The organism is Alistipes megaguti (assembly GCF_944320325.1).
In the GTDB taxonomy this organism is placed as follows: domain Bacteria; phylum Bacteroidota; class Bacteroidia; order Bacteroidales; family Rikenellaceae; genus Alistipes; species Alistipes megaguti.
In genome coordinates this window covers 1-19,353 of sequence record NZ_CALUHA010000027.1, presented here as the reverse complement: position 1 = coordinate 19,353, position 19,353 = coordinate 1, and the positions used below count along the sequence as shown (strand labels likewise).

Here is a 19,353-nt window from a genome sequence, read left to right as displayed (position 1 = left end):
CAGGATGAAACACAGACTGATTCTTTGCATGATACTCCTGACGCTTGTTCCGGTGTTCGCCCGGGGGCAGAACCGCGCGCAGGCGGCATCGCCGGAGGAGATCATCGCCGCGATCGACCGCAGCGCCTCTTCGCTGCGGAGCCTGCGGTGCGACTTCGTGCAGACCAAGGAGCTCTCGCTGCTGCAGGATCGGATGGTCTCGCAGGGGGTGATGTACTACCGGCAGGCGGGCGGTCAACTGCGTTGGGAGTATCGGACGCCGTACCGTTATACGTTTGTTCTGAACGGCGATCGGGTGATGATGCGCTCCGACGGACGGACCGACGTCGTAGAGACCTCCGCCAACCGGATGTTCCGCGAGATAGCCCGGATGATGATGAGTACGCTGACGGGCCGCTGTCTGACGGCCACGTCGGATTTCGATATCCGGGTCCGCGCCGAAAAGGGGCTGTGGATCGCGGAACTGACCCCCCGGCGGCGTGAGATGACGCAGTTTTTTGTTCGGGTGAATCTCTGCTTCGACCCGGAACGCCAGCTGGTCACCCGGGTGGAGATGGTCGAGGCGGGCGGCGACCGGACGGTGATCGAACTGAAGAACGTGCAACGGAATGCGACGATTGACGAGAGCGTTTTTGCCATTGATTAGTCTGATGCTGTGGAGCATCGGAACGCTGACGGCCGCCGGTCGGCAACCCTTCTTCCCGACGGCCGAGGGCCAGCGGGCGGAGTATGCCGTGACGCTGGATTTCGGACGGGCTCACCTCACGGGAGTTTGCGTGGCCAAGTGTCTCGATGGCGAGATCGTGGGCACGCTGATGAACGAATTCGGGATCCGGGCCTTCGATTTCCGCTGCAATCCGCACGGCGGGCGGGTCGAACTCTCGAATCTGATGGCGATGCTCGACCGGTGGTATATCCGCCGCACGCTGCGTCGCGATCTTGCGCTGTTGCTGCGCTGCGGGGCGCCCGAACGGCCGTTGAAACACCGGGGGCGCCTCCTGGAACTCCACCCGGACGGAACGCTGTCGCTGACCCATCTGCGCCGGACGCTGACGCTCGGATTCACCCGGCTGAACCCCTAAAACGATCGACATGAAACTGAAAGACGGATTTTTCTACCTCGAAAATACGACGACGGCCGACGGCGAGACCCACTGTGATCTCCGCCTCGATGCCTGCCATCCGATCTACCGGGCCCACTTCCCGGGCAACCCCATCACGCCGGGCGTCTGCCTGATACAGCTGGTTGCCGAGCTGCTCGAAGGTGTTGTCGGACGGCAGCTGGTCCTGAAGCGCATCGTCAACGTGAAGTTCCAGCACGTCCTCTCGCCCGTCGAACATCCGACCTGCCGGGTGACGTTCCGCAGCATCGAGCCCGACGGGGGCGTCTGGAAGGTCAGGGCCGTGGTCCGAGCCGCAGCGATGCAGTTTGCCCAGTTGTCGATGATTTTCGAAGAATCTGCGAACGATGCGCCCGAAAGCCGATAAAACCGTTGCCGAGCCGCGCTTCTGCGCCGTGATCCCGACCTACAACAACGCCGGGACACTGATGGACGTCGTGCGGCGAACCCATGCGCAGCTGGACGATATCGTGGTGGTTGACGACGGCTCGACGGATGGTACGGCTGCCCTGCTGGCCGCTTCGCCGGTGCCCGTTGCGGTGGTCCGCTGCGGCCGGAACCGCGGCAAGGGGCACGCTCTGCGCGAAGGGTTCCGCCGGGCGCGGGCCGAAGGCTTCACCCACGCCGTGACGATCGACGCCGACGGGCAGCACTACCCCGAGGATTTGCCGCGGTTGCTGGCCGCCGCACGGGAGGACCCCGCGGCGCTGATCGTCGGCAGCCGGCCGCTCGACCACGCGAACATGCCGCGCGGCAACACCTTCGCCAACCGCTTTTCGAACTTCTGGTTCCGCGTGCAGACGGGGATCGACCTGCCCGACACGCAGACCGGACTGCGCATCTACCCGCTGGCCGGACTTCGGGGCGAGCGGTGGATGACCTCGCGCTACGAGGCCGAACTCGAACTGCTGGTGGCATCGGCGTGGGCCGGAGTGCGGCTGCGGCCCGTGACGGTGCGGGTGGACTACCCCGAGGATCGGGTGAGCCACTTCCGGCCGACGCTCGACTTTCTGCGCATTTCGCTGCTCAATACCCTGTTGTGCCTGCTGGCCGTGGTCTACGGCTGGCCCCGGACGCTGCTGAGAAAACTGTTGCGATGAGTGCCGACATCCATACCTCCCGAACCGTGCCGCTGACGGCCCGACGGATCGCATACTCCCTGTATTCGATCCTCTTTCTGTGTGTGAGCATGTTTCTGCTGGTGCTGCCGGCCACCTACCTCTATTTTCTGATCGGCGGCTCGACGGAGCGCAAACGCATGCGCCTGCACCGTTTCATCTGTCGGGCGTCGCGCTATGTCATCCGCCGGGTGCCGGGCACGACCTTCACGCTGAACAACGCCGTCGGCGAACGCTTCGAGCGGCCGGCCGTCATCCTGAGCAACCACCAGTCGCACCTCGATCTGATGTGCATCCTGATGCTGACGCCGCGGCTGGTCGTGCTGACCAACGACTGGGTCCACCGCAATCCGATCTACGGACTGGTGATCCGCCGGGCGGAGTTTTACGCTGTTTCGGACGGCATCGAGGCCAATCTCGACCGGTTGGCCGACCTCGTGCGGAGGGGCTATTCGATCGTCGTCTTCCCCGAGGGAACGCGTTCGCCCGACTGCCGGATCCAACGCTTCCACCGCGGGGCCTTCTACCTGGCCGAGCGGCTGCATCTGGATCTGCTGCCGATCTTCCTGCACGGCATCGGCCACGTCCTCCCGAAACAGGATTTCATGCTTCGTCAGGGAGCGATGTATACCGAGATCGGCCGACGCATAGCCCCCGACGATCCGCGCTTCGGCACCGACTACCGCTCCCGGACTTCGGCCGTGCGCCGTCTTTACCAGACCCGTTACGCCGAGATCTGCGCCCGGCTCGAAACGGCCGGCTACTATGCGTGGTATGTCGGCGAAAAGTACCGCACGGCGGGATGGCGGGCCCATCGGCAGGCGTGTCGGCTGCTGCGGCGCAACGACAATTTCCGTTCGACGATCGACACGGCCCCGGCAGCCGGATCCGTGCGGATCGACGACGCCGGGCGGGGCGAATTTGCCCTGCTCTATGCGCTGGTGCATCCGCAGACGGAGGTCTATGCCGTCGAATCCGACCCGAAGCTCCGCGCCGTGGCGCTGCGGGCGCTGTCGCTTCCGCCGAACCTGCACGTCTGCGATCCGGCGGCGGAGGTGCCCTCCACGACGCTCCGCTACCGGCTCTCCGACGGACGGAGCGGCAGTCCGGATAACGGCTCCGGCGACGGAGTCATAAACGTGAGGGTGTTATGAAACGGCGTTGCGTGATTATCGGAAGCGGCCTCGGCGGGCTGTCGTGCGGCGTCATACTGGCCCGGCACGGGTACGAGGTGACCCTGCTGGAGCAGGATGCCCGGATCGGCGGTTGCCTGCAGTGCTTCCGGCGCGGCGCGGCGAAGTTCGAAACCGGCATGCACTTCATCGGCAGCTGCAACGAGGGGGAGGTGCTTTGGCAGCTGTTGCACTACCTCGGGGTCTGGGACGACCTGCAGTTGAGCCCGCTCGATGCGTCCGGGTACGAGGAGATCGCCCTCCGCGGCGAACGCTTCCGGCTGGCGCAGGGGCGCGAGGCCTTCATCGAAACGCTCGCCGCGCGCTTCCCGGCTGAACGCGACGCCTTGTGCCGTTATTTCGATCTGGTGGAGCAGATCGCCACGACCTCGGCCCTGCATGCGATGCGGCGGGGCGGAGCCGATCTGGCCATTCTGGCCGAGTATCAGATGCGCAGCATCGATTCCGTCCTCGGGGAGTTGATCGCCGATCCGCTGTTGCGCGACGTGCTGGTGGGCAATCTGCCGCTCTACGCCGCCGAACGGGGCCGCACCCCCTTCTCGACCCACGCTTTCATCACCGATTTCTACAACCGGAGCGCCTTCCGCATTGTGGGCGGGAGCGACGCGCTGGCCGATGCGCTGGCCCGGGTCCTGAAGCGCTGCGGCGGTCGGATCCTGACCCGCAGCCGGGCCCTTCGGATCCGTTGCGATGCGATGGGAGCCCGGGGGGTCGAGACGGCCGACGGGGCGTTCCATGCGGCCGATCTGGTGATCTCGACGGCCCATCCGCGGCGTACGCTCGAGATGGTCGACAGCGACCGGATCCGCCCGGCCTACCGCAACCGGATCAACGCCCTGCGCAACACGACGGCAGGCTTTACGGTCTATCTGCGCTTCCGGGAGGGGGCGGTCCCCTACCGGAACAGCAACTTCTACGGTTATACGACCGATTCGCCCTGGGGCTGTGAGTCCTATACGGAGGAGAGTTGGCCGAAGGGCTATCTCTACATGCATACGTGCCACGAGGCTCATCCCGTGTGGGCGCGGTGCGGCGTGGTGATCTCCTACATGTCGATCGACGAGCTGACGCCGTGGCTCGACACCCGGGTCGGGCATCGCGGCGAGGCCTACGAGGAGTTCAAGCGGCGCAAGGCCGAACGGCTGCTGGAGGTTGTCGAGCGGGATTTCCCGGGGTTGCGGCAGCAGGTCGAGGCCTACTGGACCTCGACCCCCCTCACCTACCGCGACTATACCGGAACCGAGGGCGGTTCGATGTACGGCGTGGTGCACGACGTGCAGGCCGGGGCCGGCGGCCGGGTCTCCCACCGCACACGCATCCCGAACCTGATGCTGGCCGGGCAGAACATCAATTCGCACGGGATTCTGGGTGTTCTGGTCGGGACGCTGGTCGTTTGCGGTGACCTGCTGGGCAGCGGGACGCTCTATCACGAAATAAACGAAGCAAACCATGGATGAAACGGTACTGATCATCGGAGGAGGTCTGGGCGGCCTCTTTACCGGCGCGCTGCTGGCGCGGAACGGCTGCCGGGTCACGGTGCTCGAGAAGAACGCCACGCCGGGCGGCGGTCTGCAGACCTTCGTGCGCGGCGGAGAGCGCTTCGAGACGGGCATGCACATGCTGGGCGGATTTCGCCCGGGCGGTTCGATCGCCCGGATCTGCCACTATCTGGGGGTGCTCGACCGCCTGAAACTCCGCCCGACGGACCCCGACTGCATGGACTCGCTGCTCTACCTCGAGGAGGGCGAACGCTATGCCATTCCCGGCGGGAGGGAGCGCTTTACGGAGTATTTTGCCGGTCTGTTCCCTCACGAAGCCGAGGGAATCCGCCGTTATGTCGATACGCTCTACCGCCTTTCGGAGGAGGTCGGGATGTTCTACCTGCGCGAGGATTCCGCGTCGATCTTCTCCCACTCGGAGGAGTTTCTCTGCCCGGCCGACGAGCTGATTGCCCGCTACGTCGGCGATCCGCGGCTGCGCGACGTGCTGGCCTACATGAACCCCATGTACGGCGGCGTCGCCCACCATACGCCGGCCTATATCCATGCGTTGGTCAACGTGCTGTACATCAACGGCGAGGATCGTTTCGTGGATGGCAGTTCGCAGCTGGCCGAGGCGCTGGCCGACGTCATCCGCGCGGGCGGCGGACGGGTCGAAACCCGTGCCGAGGCGGTGCGGATCGACTGTGAGGAGCGGATGATCCGCGGCGTGGAGACGGCCGACGGGCGCCGCTTTACGGCCGACCGCTATATCTCCGCCATCCACCCCTGCACGCTGCTGCGGCTGCTGCCCGACGAGGCGCTGCCCCGGGCCTACCGCCAGCGGCTGGACACGATCCCGAACAGCTATTCGGCCTTCACGGTCTATCTGACGCTTCGCCCCGGGGCGTTCCCCTATATCAACCATACGTGCTACTGCCAGACCTCGCACGGCGAGGTCTGGCGCTTCGGCGAATACGACGACGAGTGGCCCCGCGGACTGATGTACATGACCCCGCCGGTGAGCGGCCAGGGTCCCTTCAGCCGGAAGATGATCCTCACCGCCCCGATGAGTTTCGAGGCCGTGCGGCGCTGGGAGTCGACCGCCACCGGCCGCCGCGGCGCGGAGTACGAACGCTGGAAGGAGGAGCAGGCGGCGCGGATGCTCGACCGCATGGAACGCATCTACCCCGCCTTCGGCTCGGCGGTCGAGACGATCCATACGTCGAGCCCGCTGACCATCCGCGACTACTACGGCGTGAAGGAGGGTTCGATGTACGGCTTCCGCAAGGATGCGCAGCAGATCGCCCTTTCGCAGGTCCCGATCTTCACGAAGATCCGCAACCTGCTCCTCACGGGTCAGAACATCAACCTGCACGGCATCTGCGGCGTGCCGCTCACGGCCGTCAATACGGCCGAGGCGCTGCTGGGCGCCAACCGACTGATTCATGCCATCAATACGAAATACGAAACCGACTATGGAACCTTTTGAGAACGATATCGAATACCGCTCGCCCGAGGAGATCAAGGCCTTTCAGGAGGAGCTGCTGCAGCGGGCGCTGCACTATCTGGCCGACCATTCGGCCTACTACCGCCGCATGTTCGACCGCTATGAGATCCATCTGGATCAGATCCGCCACATCGAGGATCTGGTGAAGATCCCCTTCACGGAGAAGAAGGATCTGCAGCTCTTCAACGAGGAGTTCCTCTGCTGCCCGCGGGAGCGGATCATCGACTACGTGACCACCTCCGGGACGCTGGGCGATCCGGTGACCTTCGGCTGTACGGAGCTCGACCTGCAGCGTCTGGCCTACAACGAGAAGAAATCCTTCGCCTGTGCGGGGCTCCGCCCGGGCAACATCGTGCAGCTGATGACCACGCTCGACAAGCGCTTCATGGCCGGACTGGCCTATTTCCTGGGCATCCGCGAGTTGGGTGCCAGCGTTATCCGTGTCGGGAACGGCATCCCCGAACTGCAGTGGGACACGATCCGGCGGCTGCATCCCGATACGATCATGTGCGTTCCGTCGTTCATCCTGCGGCTGATCCAGTATGCCGAGGAGCACGGCATCGACTACCGCCGCAGCAGCATCCGCCGCATCATCGGCATCGGCGAGGGGCTGCGCGAGCAGGACTTCTCGCTCAACCTGCTCGGACAGCGCATCCGCGAGAAGTGGGATGTCGACCTCTTCGCCACCTACTCCTCGACGGAGATGGGGGCCACCTTCTCGGAGTGCGAATACGGTTGCGGCGGGCATGTCCATCCCGAGCTGATCATCGTGGAGATCATCGGCGAGGACAACCTCCCGGTGCCGGACGGGACCTACGGCGAGATTGTCGTCACGACGCTCGGGGTCGAGGGGATGCCGCTGCTGCGCTTCCGCACGGGCGACATCGCCGCCAAGAGGACCGAACAGTGCCGTTGCGGACGGTGGTCCTACCGCCTCACGCCGCTCGTCGGACGCAAGCACAACATGATCAAGCTCAAGGGTACGACGCTCTATCCGCCGGCCTTGAACGACGTGCTGGACAACACCTCCTACGTGGAGAACTACGTCATCGAGGTCTGCGAGAGCGATGCCGGCACCGACCGGGTGATCGTGCGCATCGGGCTGAAGCAGACGCCCGAATTCGATGCGGTGAAGGATCTCAAGGACCGCTTCCGGTCGCGGATCCGCGTGGCTCCCGAGGTGGAGATTCTCCCCGTGGAGGAGATCCAGCGCATCAACTTTCCGGCCAAGAGCCGCAAACCGGTCAAATTCATCGACAAACGCAAATAGCCATGAAAGAGTCCCCATTCGACGATATCCGCCCCTACTACGACGAAGAGATTCCGGCGGCGATGCAACGGATTGCCGCCAGTGAATTTTTCCCGCTGCTGGCGACCTATGTCTTTCCGGACGAGGAGCTGGAGTCGGTGCGCGAGCGCGTCCGGCGCATCCGGACGATCCGCGAGTTCCAGGGCGAGGTGATGAAGCCCGTCAACGAGCAGGTCATCGCCCGCAGCATCACCTCGTTCACCCACGAGGGGCTCGGACACCTCGATCCGTCGCAGCGTTACCTCTTCGTTTCGAACCACCGGGACATCATGCTCGACGCCTCGCTGCTGCAGTACCTGCTCTTCGTGAACGGCCACGAGACGACGGAGATCACCTTCGGGGCGAATCTGATGTCCTCGCAGCTGGTGGTCGACATCGGCCGGGCGAACAAGATGTTCCGCATCGAGCGGGGCGGTAACATGAAGGACTTCTACCGCAGTTCGATGCACTGTTCGGAGTATATCCGCCATACGATCACCGAGAAGCGGCAGTCGGTGTGGATCGCGCAGCGCAACGGCCGCACGAAGGACGGCAACGACCTGACGGACCAGGGCATCGTGAAGATGTTCTGCATGAGCCGGCCCTTCGACAAAATCGAGGCGCTGGCCGAGTTGCACATCGTTCCGATGACGATCTCCTACGAGTGGGAGCCGTGCGACATCCTGAAGGCGCTGGAGTTGTACGAATCGCGCTTCACGCGCTACACGAAGAAGCCGGGCGAGGATCTGAACAGCATCCTGACGGGACTGCTGCAGCCCAAGGGGGCTGTTCATATCGCCTTCGGGCCGTGTCTGGACGAGGAGCTGCTGCGGCGTTACGACGACTGCACCCACAACGAGTACCACCGGCAGGTGACGCGGCTGCTCGACCGCCAGATCCGCAGCCGCTACCGCCAGTCGGCCAACAACTTCATCGCCCACGACCTGCTCTACGGCCAGACGCGTCATGCCGACCGTTATACGCCGGCCCAAAAGGAGGCGTTCCTCGACCGCCTGGGCGAGTTGTCGCGCTTCGACGTGGCGGACGGCGACCTGCTGCGCGACATCTTCCTCGGCATCTACGCCTCGCCGGTGGATTATCTGAACGACTGAAACAACGGACGGTATGGTGGCCTTTTTTCTTCGTCTCTACGACTGGTTTTCACGGCGGCGGGGGTGGCTCTTCGCCCTGCTGGCGGTGCTGTGTGCGCTCCTGCTGGCCGGGATGCTCTCGCTGGGCCGCAACGAGGACATTCTGGATTTCCTGCCCGTGGATACGACCCACCGCCGGGCGCTGAACCTCTATCAGGAGCTTTCGGCCTCGGATCGGATCGTCGCCATCGTCCTCCCGCGCGATACGGCCGTCACGGTGCCGCCCGAACGGTTGGCCGAGGCCGTCGACCGCTTTGCCGCCGAGGTGACGGAGCGCGATTCGCTCCACCGGCTCCGCGACCTGACGACGCGGATCGACTACGAACGTCTGGCCGCCGTCCCGGAGTTTGTCTACGCGCATATCCCCTATTTTCTCGACGAGGGGGACTATGCCCGGATCGATTCGCTGCTTACGCCCGCATACATCGACGCCCAGATTGCGCGTGACCGGATGCTGCTGATGTTCCCGACGGGAAGCCTTCTCTCGCAACACCTCCGGCAGGATCCGCTCAACCTCTTCACCCCGGCCGTCGCGCGGCTGCAGCAGTTTCAGCTCGATCTGAAATACGAACTCTACGACGGGTATATCCTGACGCCCGACCGGCGCCGGGCCGTCGTGATGATGCGCACGTCCTATGGCTCGAACGAGACCGACGGCAATGCCCGTCTGGTCGATCTGCTCTCCGACGCGGCCTCAGCCACCAGCCGGGTGATGCCCGAGGTGGAGATCCACCTGTCGGGGGCTCCGGTCATCGCCGTGACGAATGCCCGGCAGATCAAAAACGACAGTCTGTGGGCCATCTCCATTGCCGTGGTGCTGATTCTGGGGCTGCTCGTCTACACGCTGCGATCGCTGCGGTCGCTGCTGCTCATCGGCGTGACGATCCTCTTCGGCTGGCTCTTTGCGATGGGGTGCCTGTCGCTCTTCCGCGACGAGGTCTCGATGATCATTCTGGGCATTGCCTCGATCATCATCGGCATTGCGGTGAACTACCCGCTGCATCTGCTTGCGCACCTGCACCACGAGCAGCAGATGCGCACGGTTCTGCGCGAGATGGTCTCGCCGCTGGTCATCGGCAATCTGACGACCGTCGGAGCCTTTCTGTGCCTGGTGCCGATGACGGCTCCGGCCCTGCGCGATCTGGGGCTCTTTGCCGCCTTCATGCTCGTCGGGACGATCCTCTTCGTGCTGATCTTTCTGCCGCATCTGGCCGACAGACGCCGGCCGGAGCCGACCCGTGAACATGCGCTGCTCGAGCCCTTGACGCGCCTGTCGTTCGACAACCGCCCGCGGATCTTCGTGGCGGTCTGCCTGCTGACGGTGGTCTTCGGATTCCTGAGCCGCCATACGGCTTTCGATACTGATCTGCAGCACATCAACTACATGACGCGCGAGCAGCGTTCCGACCTCGAGGCGTTCCGCACGATGCTGGGTGGCGACAGCCTGACGACGGTCTATGTGGCCAGCGAGGGCCGCACGTGGGACGAGGCGCTGCAACGCAGCGAGCGGGCTCGCTCGGAGCTTGAACGGGAGGCATCCGCCTGTCCCGGCGCCCGTCTGAAGAGCGCCACGCCGTTCCTCCCCTCGCAGGCCGAGCAGCAGCGGCGGCTGGCCCGCTGGGAGCAGTTTCGCGCGCAACATGCCGCGATGATCCGCGAACGGATGGCCGTGGCGCTGAGTGCGAACGGATTCCGGCCGGATGCCTTTGCCGGCTTCGACGACCTGCTGGAGCGTCGTTTCGAGCCGATGCCGTGGTCGGCCTTCGAACCGCTGGCCGCCACGCTCTTCGACGGGTATCTGGGCGGTGACGGGCCGTGCCCGACGGTCGTTGACCGTCTCGAGGTGCCCCCGAGCCGCCTTGCCGCCGTGGAGGCGAGCCTGCGCGAACGGGTCCCCGACTCCTACAATTTCGACGTGCGGGGGCTGAACAGCACCATTGCCAATGCGCTGACCGGCGATTTCAACTACATCTGCTGGTCGTGCGGCGTGATTGTCTTCCTGTTTCTGTGGTTCTCGTTCGGGCGGCTCGAACTGAGTCTGATGGCCTTCCTGCCGATGACCGTCAGTTGGTTGTGGATCCTGGGAATCATGGATCTGGCCGACATCCGCTTCAATCTGGTGAACATCATCCTGGCCACCTTCATCTTCGGCCAGGGCGACGACTATACGATCTTCATCACCGAAGGGTTGATCTACGAACATGCCTACGGCCGCAAACTGCTCGGATCCTACAAAAAGAGCATCGTAGTGTCGGCGCTGATCATGCTCATCGGCATCGGCACGCTGATCCTTTCGCGCCATCCGGCCATGCGTTCGCTGGCCGAGGTGACCATCGTCGGGATGTTTGCCGTGGTGTTGATGGCCTATATCATCCCTCCGTTCATCTACCGCTGGCTGGTTCGTGATGCGAAGGGGGCTCCGCGCCGGAATCCCGTCACCCTCGGACGGCTCTTCGCAACGGCCGAATTGGGGCTTTTTGTGGCTGTGGAGCAGGCGGCAGCCCTGCTGCTTGCCCTCTTCACGGGCAACAACCGCCGCCTGCTGCGCCGCTTCATGCATCGGGCAGCAGCGTGGAATCTCCGCCATCTGGCGGGCATCCGCTGCCGACAGCTGACTCTGCCGAACGAGCCGAACGGTTCGACACCCGCGCTGTCGGTTTCATCCGCTCAGAAGACGCCGTCGGTTTCGGCAGACTCGGCGGCTCTGACGGCCCCTGCGGTTTCGGGAGTTCCTGAGGCCCCTGCAACCCCTGCGGCTCTTGCAGCTCCTGCGGCTTCTGCAATTTCAGCGCCCCCGGCGACCGGTCAGACCGCCCGGCCGGCACCGCTGTCGCCGGATGCCGGACGCCTGCTGGCCTTCTGCTGCCATACGCCGCTCGATCTGCTGGCGGTGATCGGCTGTTTCGACGATACGATCGTTGCCACGGACCGCCGCCTGCCGCGCGGATTGTCCCTTTTGCTGCGCATGACCCATACGCTGACGCCGCGGAGCCGGGCCCGTGCGGCGTATGATGCCGGACTGCGGGTCGCCTTCCCGGTCGATGAACCGCTCGATTTCGAGGTTCCGACGGTCCCGGTGGGTATCCACGGAAGCCGGGAACTGCAACTCGACGGTGGAGTGCTTCTGGCTGCCGGTACACTGACGGTCGCATGGGGTGCTCCGGCGCTGCGGACGACTGCCGATGCCGCCCGGTCGGTCGAGGCCTTCGAGCGGTCGATGCACCGGATGTGTGCCGATACGGCCTGGTATCGGCCGCAGGTCCTGGCCCGTTACCTCTATAAGGGTCCCGAGGTCGAGTCGCGGTGTCGTCGCCTGCTGCGCGAATGCCAGGCGTTCAGCCGCTGGATTGACGGTGCGGAGCTTCCCCGCCGGGTGGTGATCGTCAACAACGGTCAGGGCGAACTCGGCCTGCTCTTTGCACTGGTCCACCCCGCGACGGAGGTCTATGCCTTTGAGAGCGATGTCGACCGGCTGGCTCTTGCCCGTCATGTGGCCTGTTTGCCCGTAAACCTGCATCTTGCTCCGGAGTCGGAGCTCGATGCCGCAGCCTTTGCCGATGCCCGGTGGTACCTCTTCCGCCCGACGGACGACCAGCGGAGGCGATATCCCTCCGGAGCCGAAGTCTGGGCGTGATGCCGCCGGCGGAGGTCGGCCTTGCGGCATATTCGCTGTGTTCCGGGAGGGGCGTTGGAGTCGCCGCCTTTTGAAATCCTGCGAAATTTCGGGAAAATCTTCGCCGGAAATCGTATCTTTGCGGCGATGAAAGATGTCATGGAACTTTTTGCAGAATTGGGCTCGCGCCTGCAGCGTTTCGGTACGGATGCCGCGACCCGGCAGGTCGTCGAGGCGGCCCACGCCGCCAACGGATGGTTTCTTCCGGAGGAGATCGTGCGGGCCGCGCGCACGATCGGCGAGGAGATGCTGCGCCGCGATCGTCTCGAGGCGTGGCTGGCCGCCTATCCGGCTCTCCGCCGGCCGCATGAGGTGCGGAACGTTCTGGTCATCATGGCCGGAAACATCCCGCTGGTGGGTTTCTTCGATCTGCTGTGCGTGATCATTGCGGGGCACCGCTGTCTGGTCAAACCCTCGACCAAGGACCGTACCCTGATGGAGTATGTCGTTGCCGTGCTTCGGGAGATCGACCCCGAGGCGGCCGTCTCGCTCTATGACGGTAGCCAGCCCGTCGAGGCGGTGATCGCCACGGGCAGCGACAATGCCAACCGCTACTTCCGGGCCCGTTATGCCGGCATCCCCTCGCTGTTGCGGGGCAGCCGCCAGTCGGTGGCCGTTCTGTCGGGTCGCGAAACCGACGCTCAGTGGCGCGGTCTGGCCGACGATATCTGGGCCTATTCCGGACTGGGCTGTCGCAGCGTCTCGCTGCTGTTCTTGCCTCACGGTGTGGAGCCAAGGCTTCAAATGCCGCCTGTAAATGCCAAATACAAAAATAATTATATCCAACAGAAGGCGCTGCTCGAAATGCAGGGGACACCGTTCGTCGATCTGGGAGCTTCGCTGCTGGTCGAGGAGACGTCGTTCCCCAACGCCCTGAGCCGGATTCATTGCGCGCGTTACGATTCGCTCGACGAGGTGCGCGACTGGCTGGCTGCACACGACGACCAGTTGCAATGCGTCGTCAGCGAATGCCTCGATCACAGCCGTCGGGTTGATTTCGGCCGTGCACAGTCCCCTTCGTTGACCGACTATCCCGACGACCGCGACGTATTGGCCTGGCTGGCGTCGCTGAATGGATAAAAATGCTATCTTTGTCTTCGATTACTAAAAAGATTCTGCCATGTCGATGGTTTTCCGATTCCGGATGTTGAGCGACGAGAACGACAATTTCGTGCGCGACTACGAAGTGATGTATGATACGACGCTGCTGGATTTTCACCGTTTCATCCTGCAGTCGCTTGAATACGAGGACTGCATGGCCTCGTTCTTTACGGCCGACGAGCGTTGGGAGCGTCAGCGCGAATTCACGTTGATGGATATGGGCGCCGGTTCGGAGGATGCTCCCGAAACGATGGATCGCGTGACACTCGGTCAGTTGATCCACCACCATCGCGACCGTCTGATCTACCTTTTCGACCTGTTCGGCGACCGGGCCTATTACCTGGAGTTGACGGGTGTCTACGAAGCCGATGACGATTCGACCTATCCGCGCGAGATCTTTGCGCTGGCCGAAGCGCCGGATCAGTACGACCCCTCGAAGACCCATGCCGAGGAGGGTTCGGCCTTCGACGAGATCATGGACGAATTCAAGGATTTCGAAGGAGACGACTCCTACGACGATGAGTACTAAACGGTTGCTGGTGATCGTCGGGCCGACGGGCTCGGGCAAGACGGATCTGAGCATCCGTCTGGCGTTGCATTACGGCGCCCCGATTCTCTCGACCGACTCCCGGCAATTCTATCGCGGCATGCCGATCGGTACGGCCCAGCCCGATCCGGAGCAACTGCAAACCGTTGAGCATCATTTCATTGCCTCGCATGATATCACGGAAGAGTTGAACTGCGGACAATACGCCGAACAGGCCCTTGCGTGCCTCGAACGGCTCTTTGGTGACCACGACTGGGTGGTGGCGGTCGGCGGTTCGGGACTCTACGTGAAGGCGTTGTGCGAAGGGATGGATGACCTGCCGCAGGCGGATCCCGCCCTGCGGGATGAACTGGGCCGACGCCTTGCGACGGAGGGGGTCGATGCGTTGGCCGAGGAGCTCCGCCGGCTTGATCCGGCCTATTACGAGGTGGTCGATCGCAAGAATCCCGCCCGGGTTGTCCGGGCGTTGGAGGTGTGTCTGCAGACCGGCCGCCCCTACTCCGAGCAGCGGACCGGCAGTCGTCAGACGCGCCCCTTCGAGATCATCAAGATCGGGATTGATCTGCCGCGGGAGGAGCTCTATGACCGGATTAACCGGCGGGTTGACCGTATGTTGGCCGACGGTCTGGAGGCTGAGGCGCGAAGGCTCTACCCCTATCGGGCGCTGAATGCCCTGCAGACGGTGGGTTATCGGGAATTTTTTGACTGTTTCGAGGGGCGGACGAGTTACGACGAGGCGGTCGAACTGATCAAGCGCAACTCGCGGCGCTATGCCAAGCGGCAGTTGACCTGGTTTCGGCGTGATCCGGAGATTCGGTGGTTTGGCCCGACGGAGGATGCGGCGATGATCGAATATGTAGATGCACGGACACGTTAATACGTGTCCGGATTTGGCGAATCGGGAATCTTTTCGTAATTTTGCCGTCGCCTTTCATAAGAAAAGAGGGCCCGGATGGTGGAATCGGTAGACACGCCGGACTTAAAATCCTGTGGCCAGCAGTGGCCGTGCCGGTTCGACCCCGGCTCCGGGTACCAGTAAAATCGCTTAATTTGTTGATACAGACGAATTAAGCGATTTTTATTTTTCGGATTTCCCCCACATTTTCCCCACACGTGCTGTGAATGATGTTTTAATCCACTTCTTTTACCCAATCATGCGCATGTTTTATTATGATCTTTCGGGCGCGGCCAGTGGAATATCGGGATAGAGTGCTTCGCAGGGTTGCATCGGCTCCAGAGTTTGCGGACGGCTGGCCGTGCGGAGGAAATTCCAGAAATCTGCGGGAAAGTGCACGACTTGTCCCACATGGGAGCGGAGCGTAGTCAGTACCACACGGCCATCGCTCAGCCTTCCGATGTGTTCGAGCCGTTCGCTGCCGAACATCCCGGGACGGATGCGCAGCACCTCGCCGGTCGTGCGGTTCCAGAGCCGGGCGAAATCCAGTCGCATCGAATCGCAAGCTCCTTTGATCAGCACCCAGTCGTCTCCAAACGGGAGGAGGTTCGACCAGGGATCTACGTTCTGCATCCGGGTAGTCAGGCAGCGGCGCGTATCGACGTCGAGTTCCAGTAGTCGGGCGACCAGTTCCCGGTCCGAGAAGCCGCACATCACCAGTCGGCCGGTTCCGGGGACAGGGATGGAGCCGTTGAATCCGTCGCCGCTCGCTATGCGGAAGCCCAGCGGTGAGAGCGAGCCGTTGTCGTAACGATAGGTCTCATCGCCGTGGGCAAGGAGGACGCGTCCGAGTCCGTCGCAGGCGAACCTGCAAGGGTGCTGCGCCTTGGGCATCGGGAAGCGTTGAACTCGCTCCACTCCCTGCGGATTCATCGTAAGGATCGTGGCGCTCTGCCGGTCGCCGAAGCAGAGTGAGTGGCCGAACCATCGGGGGCGTTGATCGAGGAAAAGAAAGGGCGACTCCTGTTTCGGTAGGTCGCACAGCCGCTTCCAGCTGTTCGCTTCCAGGGGATTCTTGCCCCCGAGAAGCATCCAGCACTGCATGGGCGGAATGTAGTAGAACGCCGCATAGAAATCCATCTCCGGGGAGTAGGTCAGGCAGCAAAACCGGTTCCAACGCACCTTGACCGGTTGCAGCGGACGTTGGCGAAGGTCGGCGACGAAATTCCCCTGCCACTCCTCCGTTTCGCGGCTTTTCCACCGTCCGCTGCAGAAGTCGCCGGCCAGCGCGTCGAGCATGTAGTCGGCATCATCGGGCCATGGCACCTCTTCGCAGGGCATCGTGCGCCCGGGGTCGATTTCGCGGGCCGGAGTGCCCGGTGCGCGCCCCGGCTGCTTCAACTGCCGACAATATTGACCCGCCTTCCGGCAGACCATTTCGAGATTTGCGGCTTCCACCTCGGGAAGTAACGTGAGGAGGTAAATCTCGTCGCCGTCGAGGTCGTAGAGCCGGTATCCGTGGCAGGTCAGTTCCTGCCCGACAGCCGCAAGTCCCTCTTCGTGCGAGCGGCAGGCATATTGAACTCCAATCTCGTCGAATCGGGCGTCGTGCAGCACTGAAATCTCTTCGCCCCACTTTTTCCGCATCTCAGCCAGCGAGTCGTTCACGTCCCCATCGTATTTGAGCAGGTCCAGCGCCACCTCTACGGCCCGCTCGACCTCCGGGGATTTGCTCCTTTCTGCCGACGTGCCATCCGTATCGCTCTCCGCCTCCGGCTGGCCAGGCGTCTCCTCTGCGGCCTGTTCGACCTCCGAAGATTTGCGTCCGAGCTGATCTTCGAGCATCTGAAACACCTTTACGTGGGCATTCCGAATTCCCTGGCTCGTGTAGACCATCACGGGTTTGCGTACCAGGCGGATGCCGAGCCCTTCGAGCGCGTCGAACAACTCCGGGAGCTGCAACGGTGTAAACATCCGGTGCTGCATCACGGGGCAGTCTTCGATGAAGAGATCGCCGTGGCCCTCGTTCCACATGCCGCGTGTCGTGTTGTCGTCGTTGCGGAGCGAGATCTCGTAGCTGTTGTGCTGGCGGCAACTGCCGTAGAGGCTGCGGGGACTGTTCAGCCTGAACGTCAGCACCACGCGCCGGCGCCGCTCCTCCTTCGGTGCTGCCGGATCGGCATAGGGCTCGCCGTCGGAGGAGAATTGCGTGATGACCTCCCATTCGTATGACTCGGGCCACGGGATTCCGGCGGCCTCCAGCCATCGGAAGGCCTCCAATTGGTGCGTAACGGTGTCGTAGAAGCCTTCAATCCGACTTCTGAGTTCCTGCAGGTGGGGAAATGGAAATCCCTCCAGCAGGCGGACAATGCGCCGCAGCAGGAACAGTTCCGCGGGATCCTCGACCATCAGTATGCGCGCCAGCACGAGCAGATAACGCACGGCCTCCGGCTCTGCCGAAAGGGCGAGAAGCGCCACGCAGTACCAGAACCCCACGATATCGTAGTCCTTCGGCAGACCCGTCGTGCGTTGGCGTTCGCACTCCTTTGTCGAGGTCGGGAGGATGGCGTAGTTGTCGAGCGAGACCGCAACGGCCCGCACCACCTCCGCGTCGGCGGCGAACGGCTCCATGCGCAGTACCTCCTTGAGATTGAGCGGTGCGTGAATGAACGATCCAAGTTTGCGGTTGAGTGCATCGATCTTTTCGGCCGTCCCGGGAGTGCATCCGGGCAGCGGGGTGATTTTCAGTGGTGTCATGGTATCGGACTTACATCGGTGAATGAATGGGTATCTTTTTCCCGTGCTGCGATTGCCTCCGTCACCCGGCGGATATTCCGACGGGTATATCCGAACGAGACGATCGAACTGCGCTTGCCGAGGTCATTGATGCTGTTGATCCAGATGCCGCCGCGGTCGTGCGCGACGAAGATCTGTTCACCCCACGTGGCATTCCACCATGCGGGATGGGTGTGTGCGACGAAAAAATCCCGGTCCATGTGGTCGATCGTCCAGTCGTACTGCTCGGCCAGCTCCCGAAGCAAAGCGTCGATCCGCTCCGGCGGCAGCTCCGTTTTTCTCCAGTGGAAGAAAAGCCTGCGGTATTGGAGGCGGAAGAGGACGAAAGCTACCGGGACGCAGACGGCCGCGATCCAGAGAAGCACATTTGTCGGAATCGACGCCATCCCGGTGAGTGTGATGAGAGCCATGAAGAGCGGAAGATAGAGGAGCATGATCGGAAGCAGGTAATGGGTCCAGACCCCCTCGGCGTTGAGCGGCAGCCTGCGGTGTCGCCGTATGAAGTCGGCCGTATCGACCCGGGCTTCGTTGCGGCATCCAATCCGGATAAGGATTTCAGCGAGGAGCAGACAACCGATTCCCGCCACCCATAAAAGGAAGGTAGGAACGGCATTTAGCTCCGGTGCTCCGACCTGGATCGTCAGCACGCCGTCGTAGGCCACCCCGTCGAACGAGAGGTTCCGGCAACGAAGCCGGTACTCACCCTTTTTGGCGGGAGAGAAGCGATAGAAGTGCCGGCAGATGCGTGTGGTCATGCCGTTGCTCCAGGATTCGGAAGAGGAACTGCGGAGCCATGTCAACGGTGATCCCTCCTCCGTGACGATGGCCGGGGTTTGGTCGGCGTATTGGTTGCTGGAGAGCACAATCTCGTAGTCGCCCCGGGCCCGCGGCTGCCCGGCATTGATCGAGAGAGAGCAGCGCACAGTGTCGCATTCCGGGGTGGTGGTGTGGAGCAGGACCGCCCGGGCGGCGTTTTCCGGTACAACGTCGAAGTCGGGAAGGTCGCCCGCCGGAGCCTGTTCGCCTTGTACACTCCAGATCGGAAGTGTCAGTGCTAGCAGCAGTCCGAATCCGCACTGAATAACTTTTTCCATATCACTCGACGGCAGTTTCGAAGGGCGACCGATCGAGCAGGGTCTCCTCGGGAATCCCGGTCGACCGGGGCCAGTAAAACTCATCCTCCGTATCATCAATCCAGAAGAGCGGCAGCATCAGGGGCAGATACTCGAACAGATGTCGGCCGTCGGTCAGGCTTGCAAAGACCACGATGAAGGTATTCATCCGCATACGCTCGTCCCAGGCAAAGCGCCACGAGAGATAGAGGTTCTGCATCCGGCCGGGACGGGTCACTACATCCACATCCCCCTCTCCGTCGGGCATGAAATGGCCCGAGTCGAGCGACAGTTCGCCCAGCTCCATGATGCCCTCGGAGGCTTGAAGAACACTTATGGCCTTGAAACACTCCCCGCGGCGGATCGAGCG

General features: G+C 63.0%; 16 protein-coding genes and 1 tRNA gene. 14 read left to right on the top strand and 3 right to left on the bottom strand.

All coding sequences use genetic code 11. The features are described 5' to 3' along the window. Positions 1 to 4: 4 nt before the first annotated feature. From lolA2 to PUQ42_RS07770, 14 genes are all read left to right on the top strand, one after another. A complete protein-coding gene (gene lolA2, locus PUQ42_RS07835) occupies positions 5 to 646 on the top strand; it encodes a flexirubin biosynthesis/transport protein LolA2 (RefSeq protein WP_273372647.1) in 642 nt (213 codons plus the stop codon). A gap of 4 nt (positions 647 to 650) precedes the next feature. Next, positions 651 to 1,082: a hypothetical protein gene (locus PUQ42_RS07830; protein ID WP_273372644.1), complete on the top strand. Its 432-nt coding sequence runs from the start codon at positions 651 to 653 to the stop codon at positions 1,080 to 1,082. Positions 1,083 to 1,092: 10 nt separating this feature from the next. After that, positions 1,093 to 1,488, top strand: coding sequence for an ApeI family dehydratase (locus tag PUQ42_RS07825; protein ID WP_273372641.1), 396 nt, complete (start codon positions 1,093 to 1,095; stop codon positions 1,486 to 1,488). Next, positions 1,469 to 2,221 (top strand): glycosyltransferase family 2 protein, encoded by a 753-nt coding sequence (locus PUQ42_RS07820; protein WP_232009203.1) that lies wholly within the window; start codon positions 1,469 to 1,471, stop codon positions 2,219 to 2,221. Before PUQ42_RS07825 ends, PUQ42_RS07820 begins: the two co-directional genes overlap by 20 nt. Beyond that, positions 2,218 to 3,393 (top strand): lysophospholipid acyltransferase family protein, encoded by a 1,176-nt coding sequence (locus PUQ42_RS07815; RefSeq protein ID WP_273372639.1) that lies wholly within the window; start codon positions 2,218 to 2,220, stop codon positions 3,391 to 3,393. The genes PUQ42_RS07820 and PUQ42_RS07815 overlap by 4 nt, the downstream gene beginning before the upstream one ends. Further along, positions 3,390 to 4,889 carry a phytoene desaturase family protein gene (locus tag PUQ42_RS07810; RefSeq protein ID WP_273372636.1) on the top strand — a complete coding sequence of 500 codons (1,500 nt, stop codon included), beginning with the start codon at positions 3,390 to 3,392 and terminating at the stop codon, positions 4,887 to 4,889. Before PUQ42_RS07815 ends, PUQ42_RS07810 begins: the two co-directional genes overlap by 4 nt. Further along, entirely contained in the window at positions 4,882 to 6,402 is a 1,521-nt protein-coding gene (locus tag PUQ42_RS07805) for a phytoene desaturase family protein (RefSeq protein WP_122120767.1), read from the top strand. The genes PUQ42_RS07810 and PUQ42_RS07805 overlap by 8 nt, the downstream gene beginning before the upstream one ends. Beyond that, complete coding sequence (flxY, locus tag PUQ42_RS07800; protein ID WP_273372633.1) at positions 6,389 to 7,690, top strand: flexirubin biosynthesis putative acyl-CoA ligase FlxY; 1,302 nt, start codon at positions 6,389 to 6,391, stop codon at positions 7,688 to 7,690. Before PUQ42_RS07805 ends, flxY begins: the two co-directional genes overlap by 14 nt. A 2-nt stretch (positions 7,691 to 7,692) precedes the next feature. Further along, a complete protein-coding gene (locus PUQ42_RS07795) occupies positions 7,693 to 8,820 on the top strand; it encodes a 1-acyl-sn-glycerol-3-phosphate acyltransferase (protein WP_273372632.1) in 1,128 nt (375 codons plus the stop codon). Positions 8,821 to 8,833: 13 nt separating this feature from the next. After that, positions 8,834 to 12,493, top strand: coding sequence for an MMPL family transporter (locus PUQ42_RS07790; protein WP_273372629.1), 3,660 nt, complete (start codon positions 8,834 to 8,836; stop codon positions 12,491 to 12,493). A gap of 126 nt (positions 12,494 to 12,619) precedes the next feature. Further along, positions 12,620 to 13,612, top strand: coding sequence for an acyl-CoA reductase (locus tag PUQ42_RS07785; RefSeq protein WP_273372627.1), 993 nt, complete (start codon positions 12,620 to 12,622; stop codon positions 13,610 to 13,612). Positions 13,613 to 13,652: 40 nt separating this feature from the next. Next, the gene (locus PUQ42_RS07780; protein ID WP_087311802.1) at positions 13,653 to 14,162 is read left to right on the top strand and encodes an IS1096 element passenger TnpR family protein; all 510 of its coding nucleotides are present in this window, start codon (positions 13,653 to 13,655) and stop codon (positions 14,160 to 14,162) included. Continuing rightward, a complete protein-coding gene (gene miaA, locus PUQ42_RS07775; protein WP_273372624.1) occupies positions 14,152 to 15,057 on the top strand; it encodes a tRNA (adenosine(37)-N6)-dimethylallyltransferase MiaA in 906 nt (301 codons plus the stop codon). The genes PUQ42_RS07780 and miaA overlap by 11 nt, the downstream gene beginning before the upstream one ends. Before the next feature lie 69 nt (positions 15,058 to 15,126). Continuing rightward, positions 15,127 to 15,215 (top strand) — tRNA-Leu (locus PUQ42_RS07770). Positions 15,216 to 15,348: 133 nt separating this feature from the next. Here PUQ42_RS07770 and PUQ42_RS07765 read toward each other — a convergent pair. From PUQ42_RS07765 to PUQ42_RS07755, 3 genes are all read right to left on the bottom strand, one after another. Next, the gene (locus PUQ42_RS07765) at positions 15,349 to 17,832 is read right to left on the bottom strand and encodes a hypothetical protein (RefSeq protein ID WP_273372621.1); all 2,484 of its coding nucleotides are present in this window, start codon (positions 17,830 to 17,832) and stop codon (positions 15,349 to 15,351) included. Next, complete coding sequence (locus tag PUQ42_RS07760; protein ID WP_273372618.1) at positions 17,829 to 18,965, bottom strand: hypothetical protein; 1,137 nt, start codon at positions 18,963 to 18,965, stop codon at positions 17,829 to 17,831. The genes PUQ42_RS07765 and PUQ42_RS07760 overlap by 4 nt, the downstream gene beginning before the upstream one ends. A 1-nt stretch (position 18,966) precedes the next feature. Next, positions 18,967 to 19,353 (bottom strand): hypothetical protein (locus PUQ42_RS07755; RefSeq protein ID WP_273372615.1); only part of this gene is annotated, 387 nt, incomplete at its 5' end.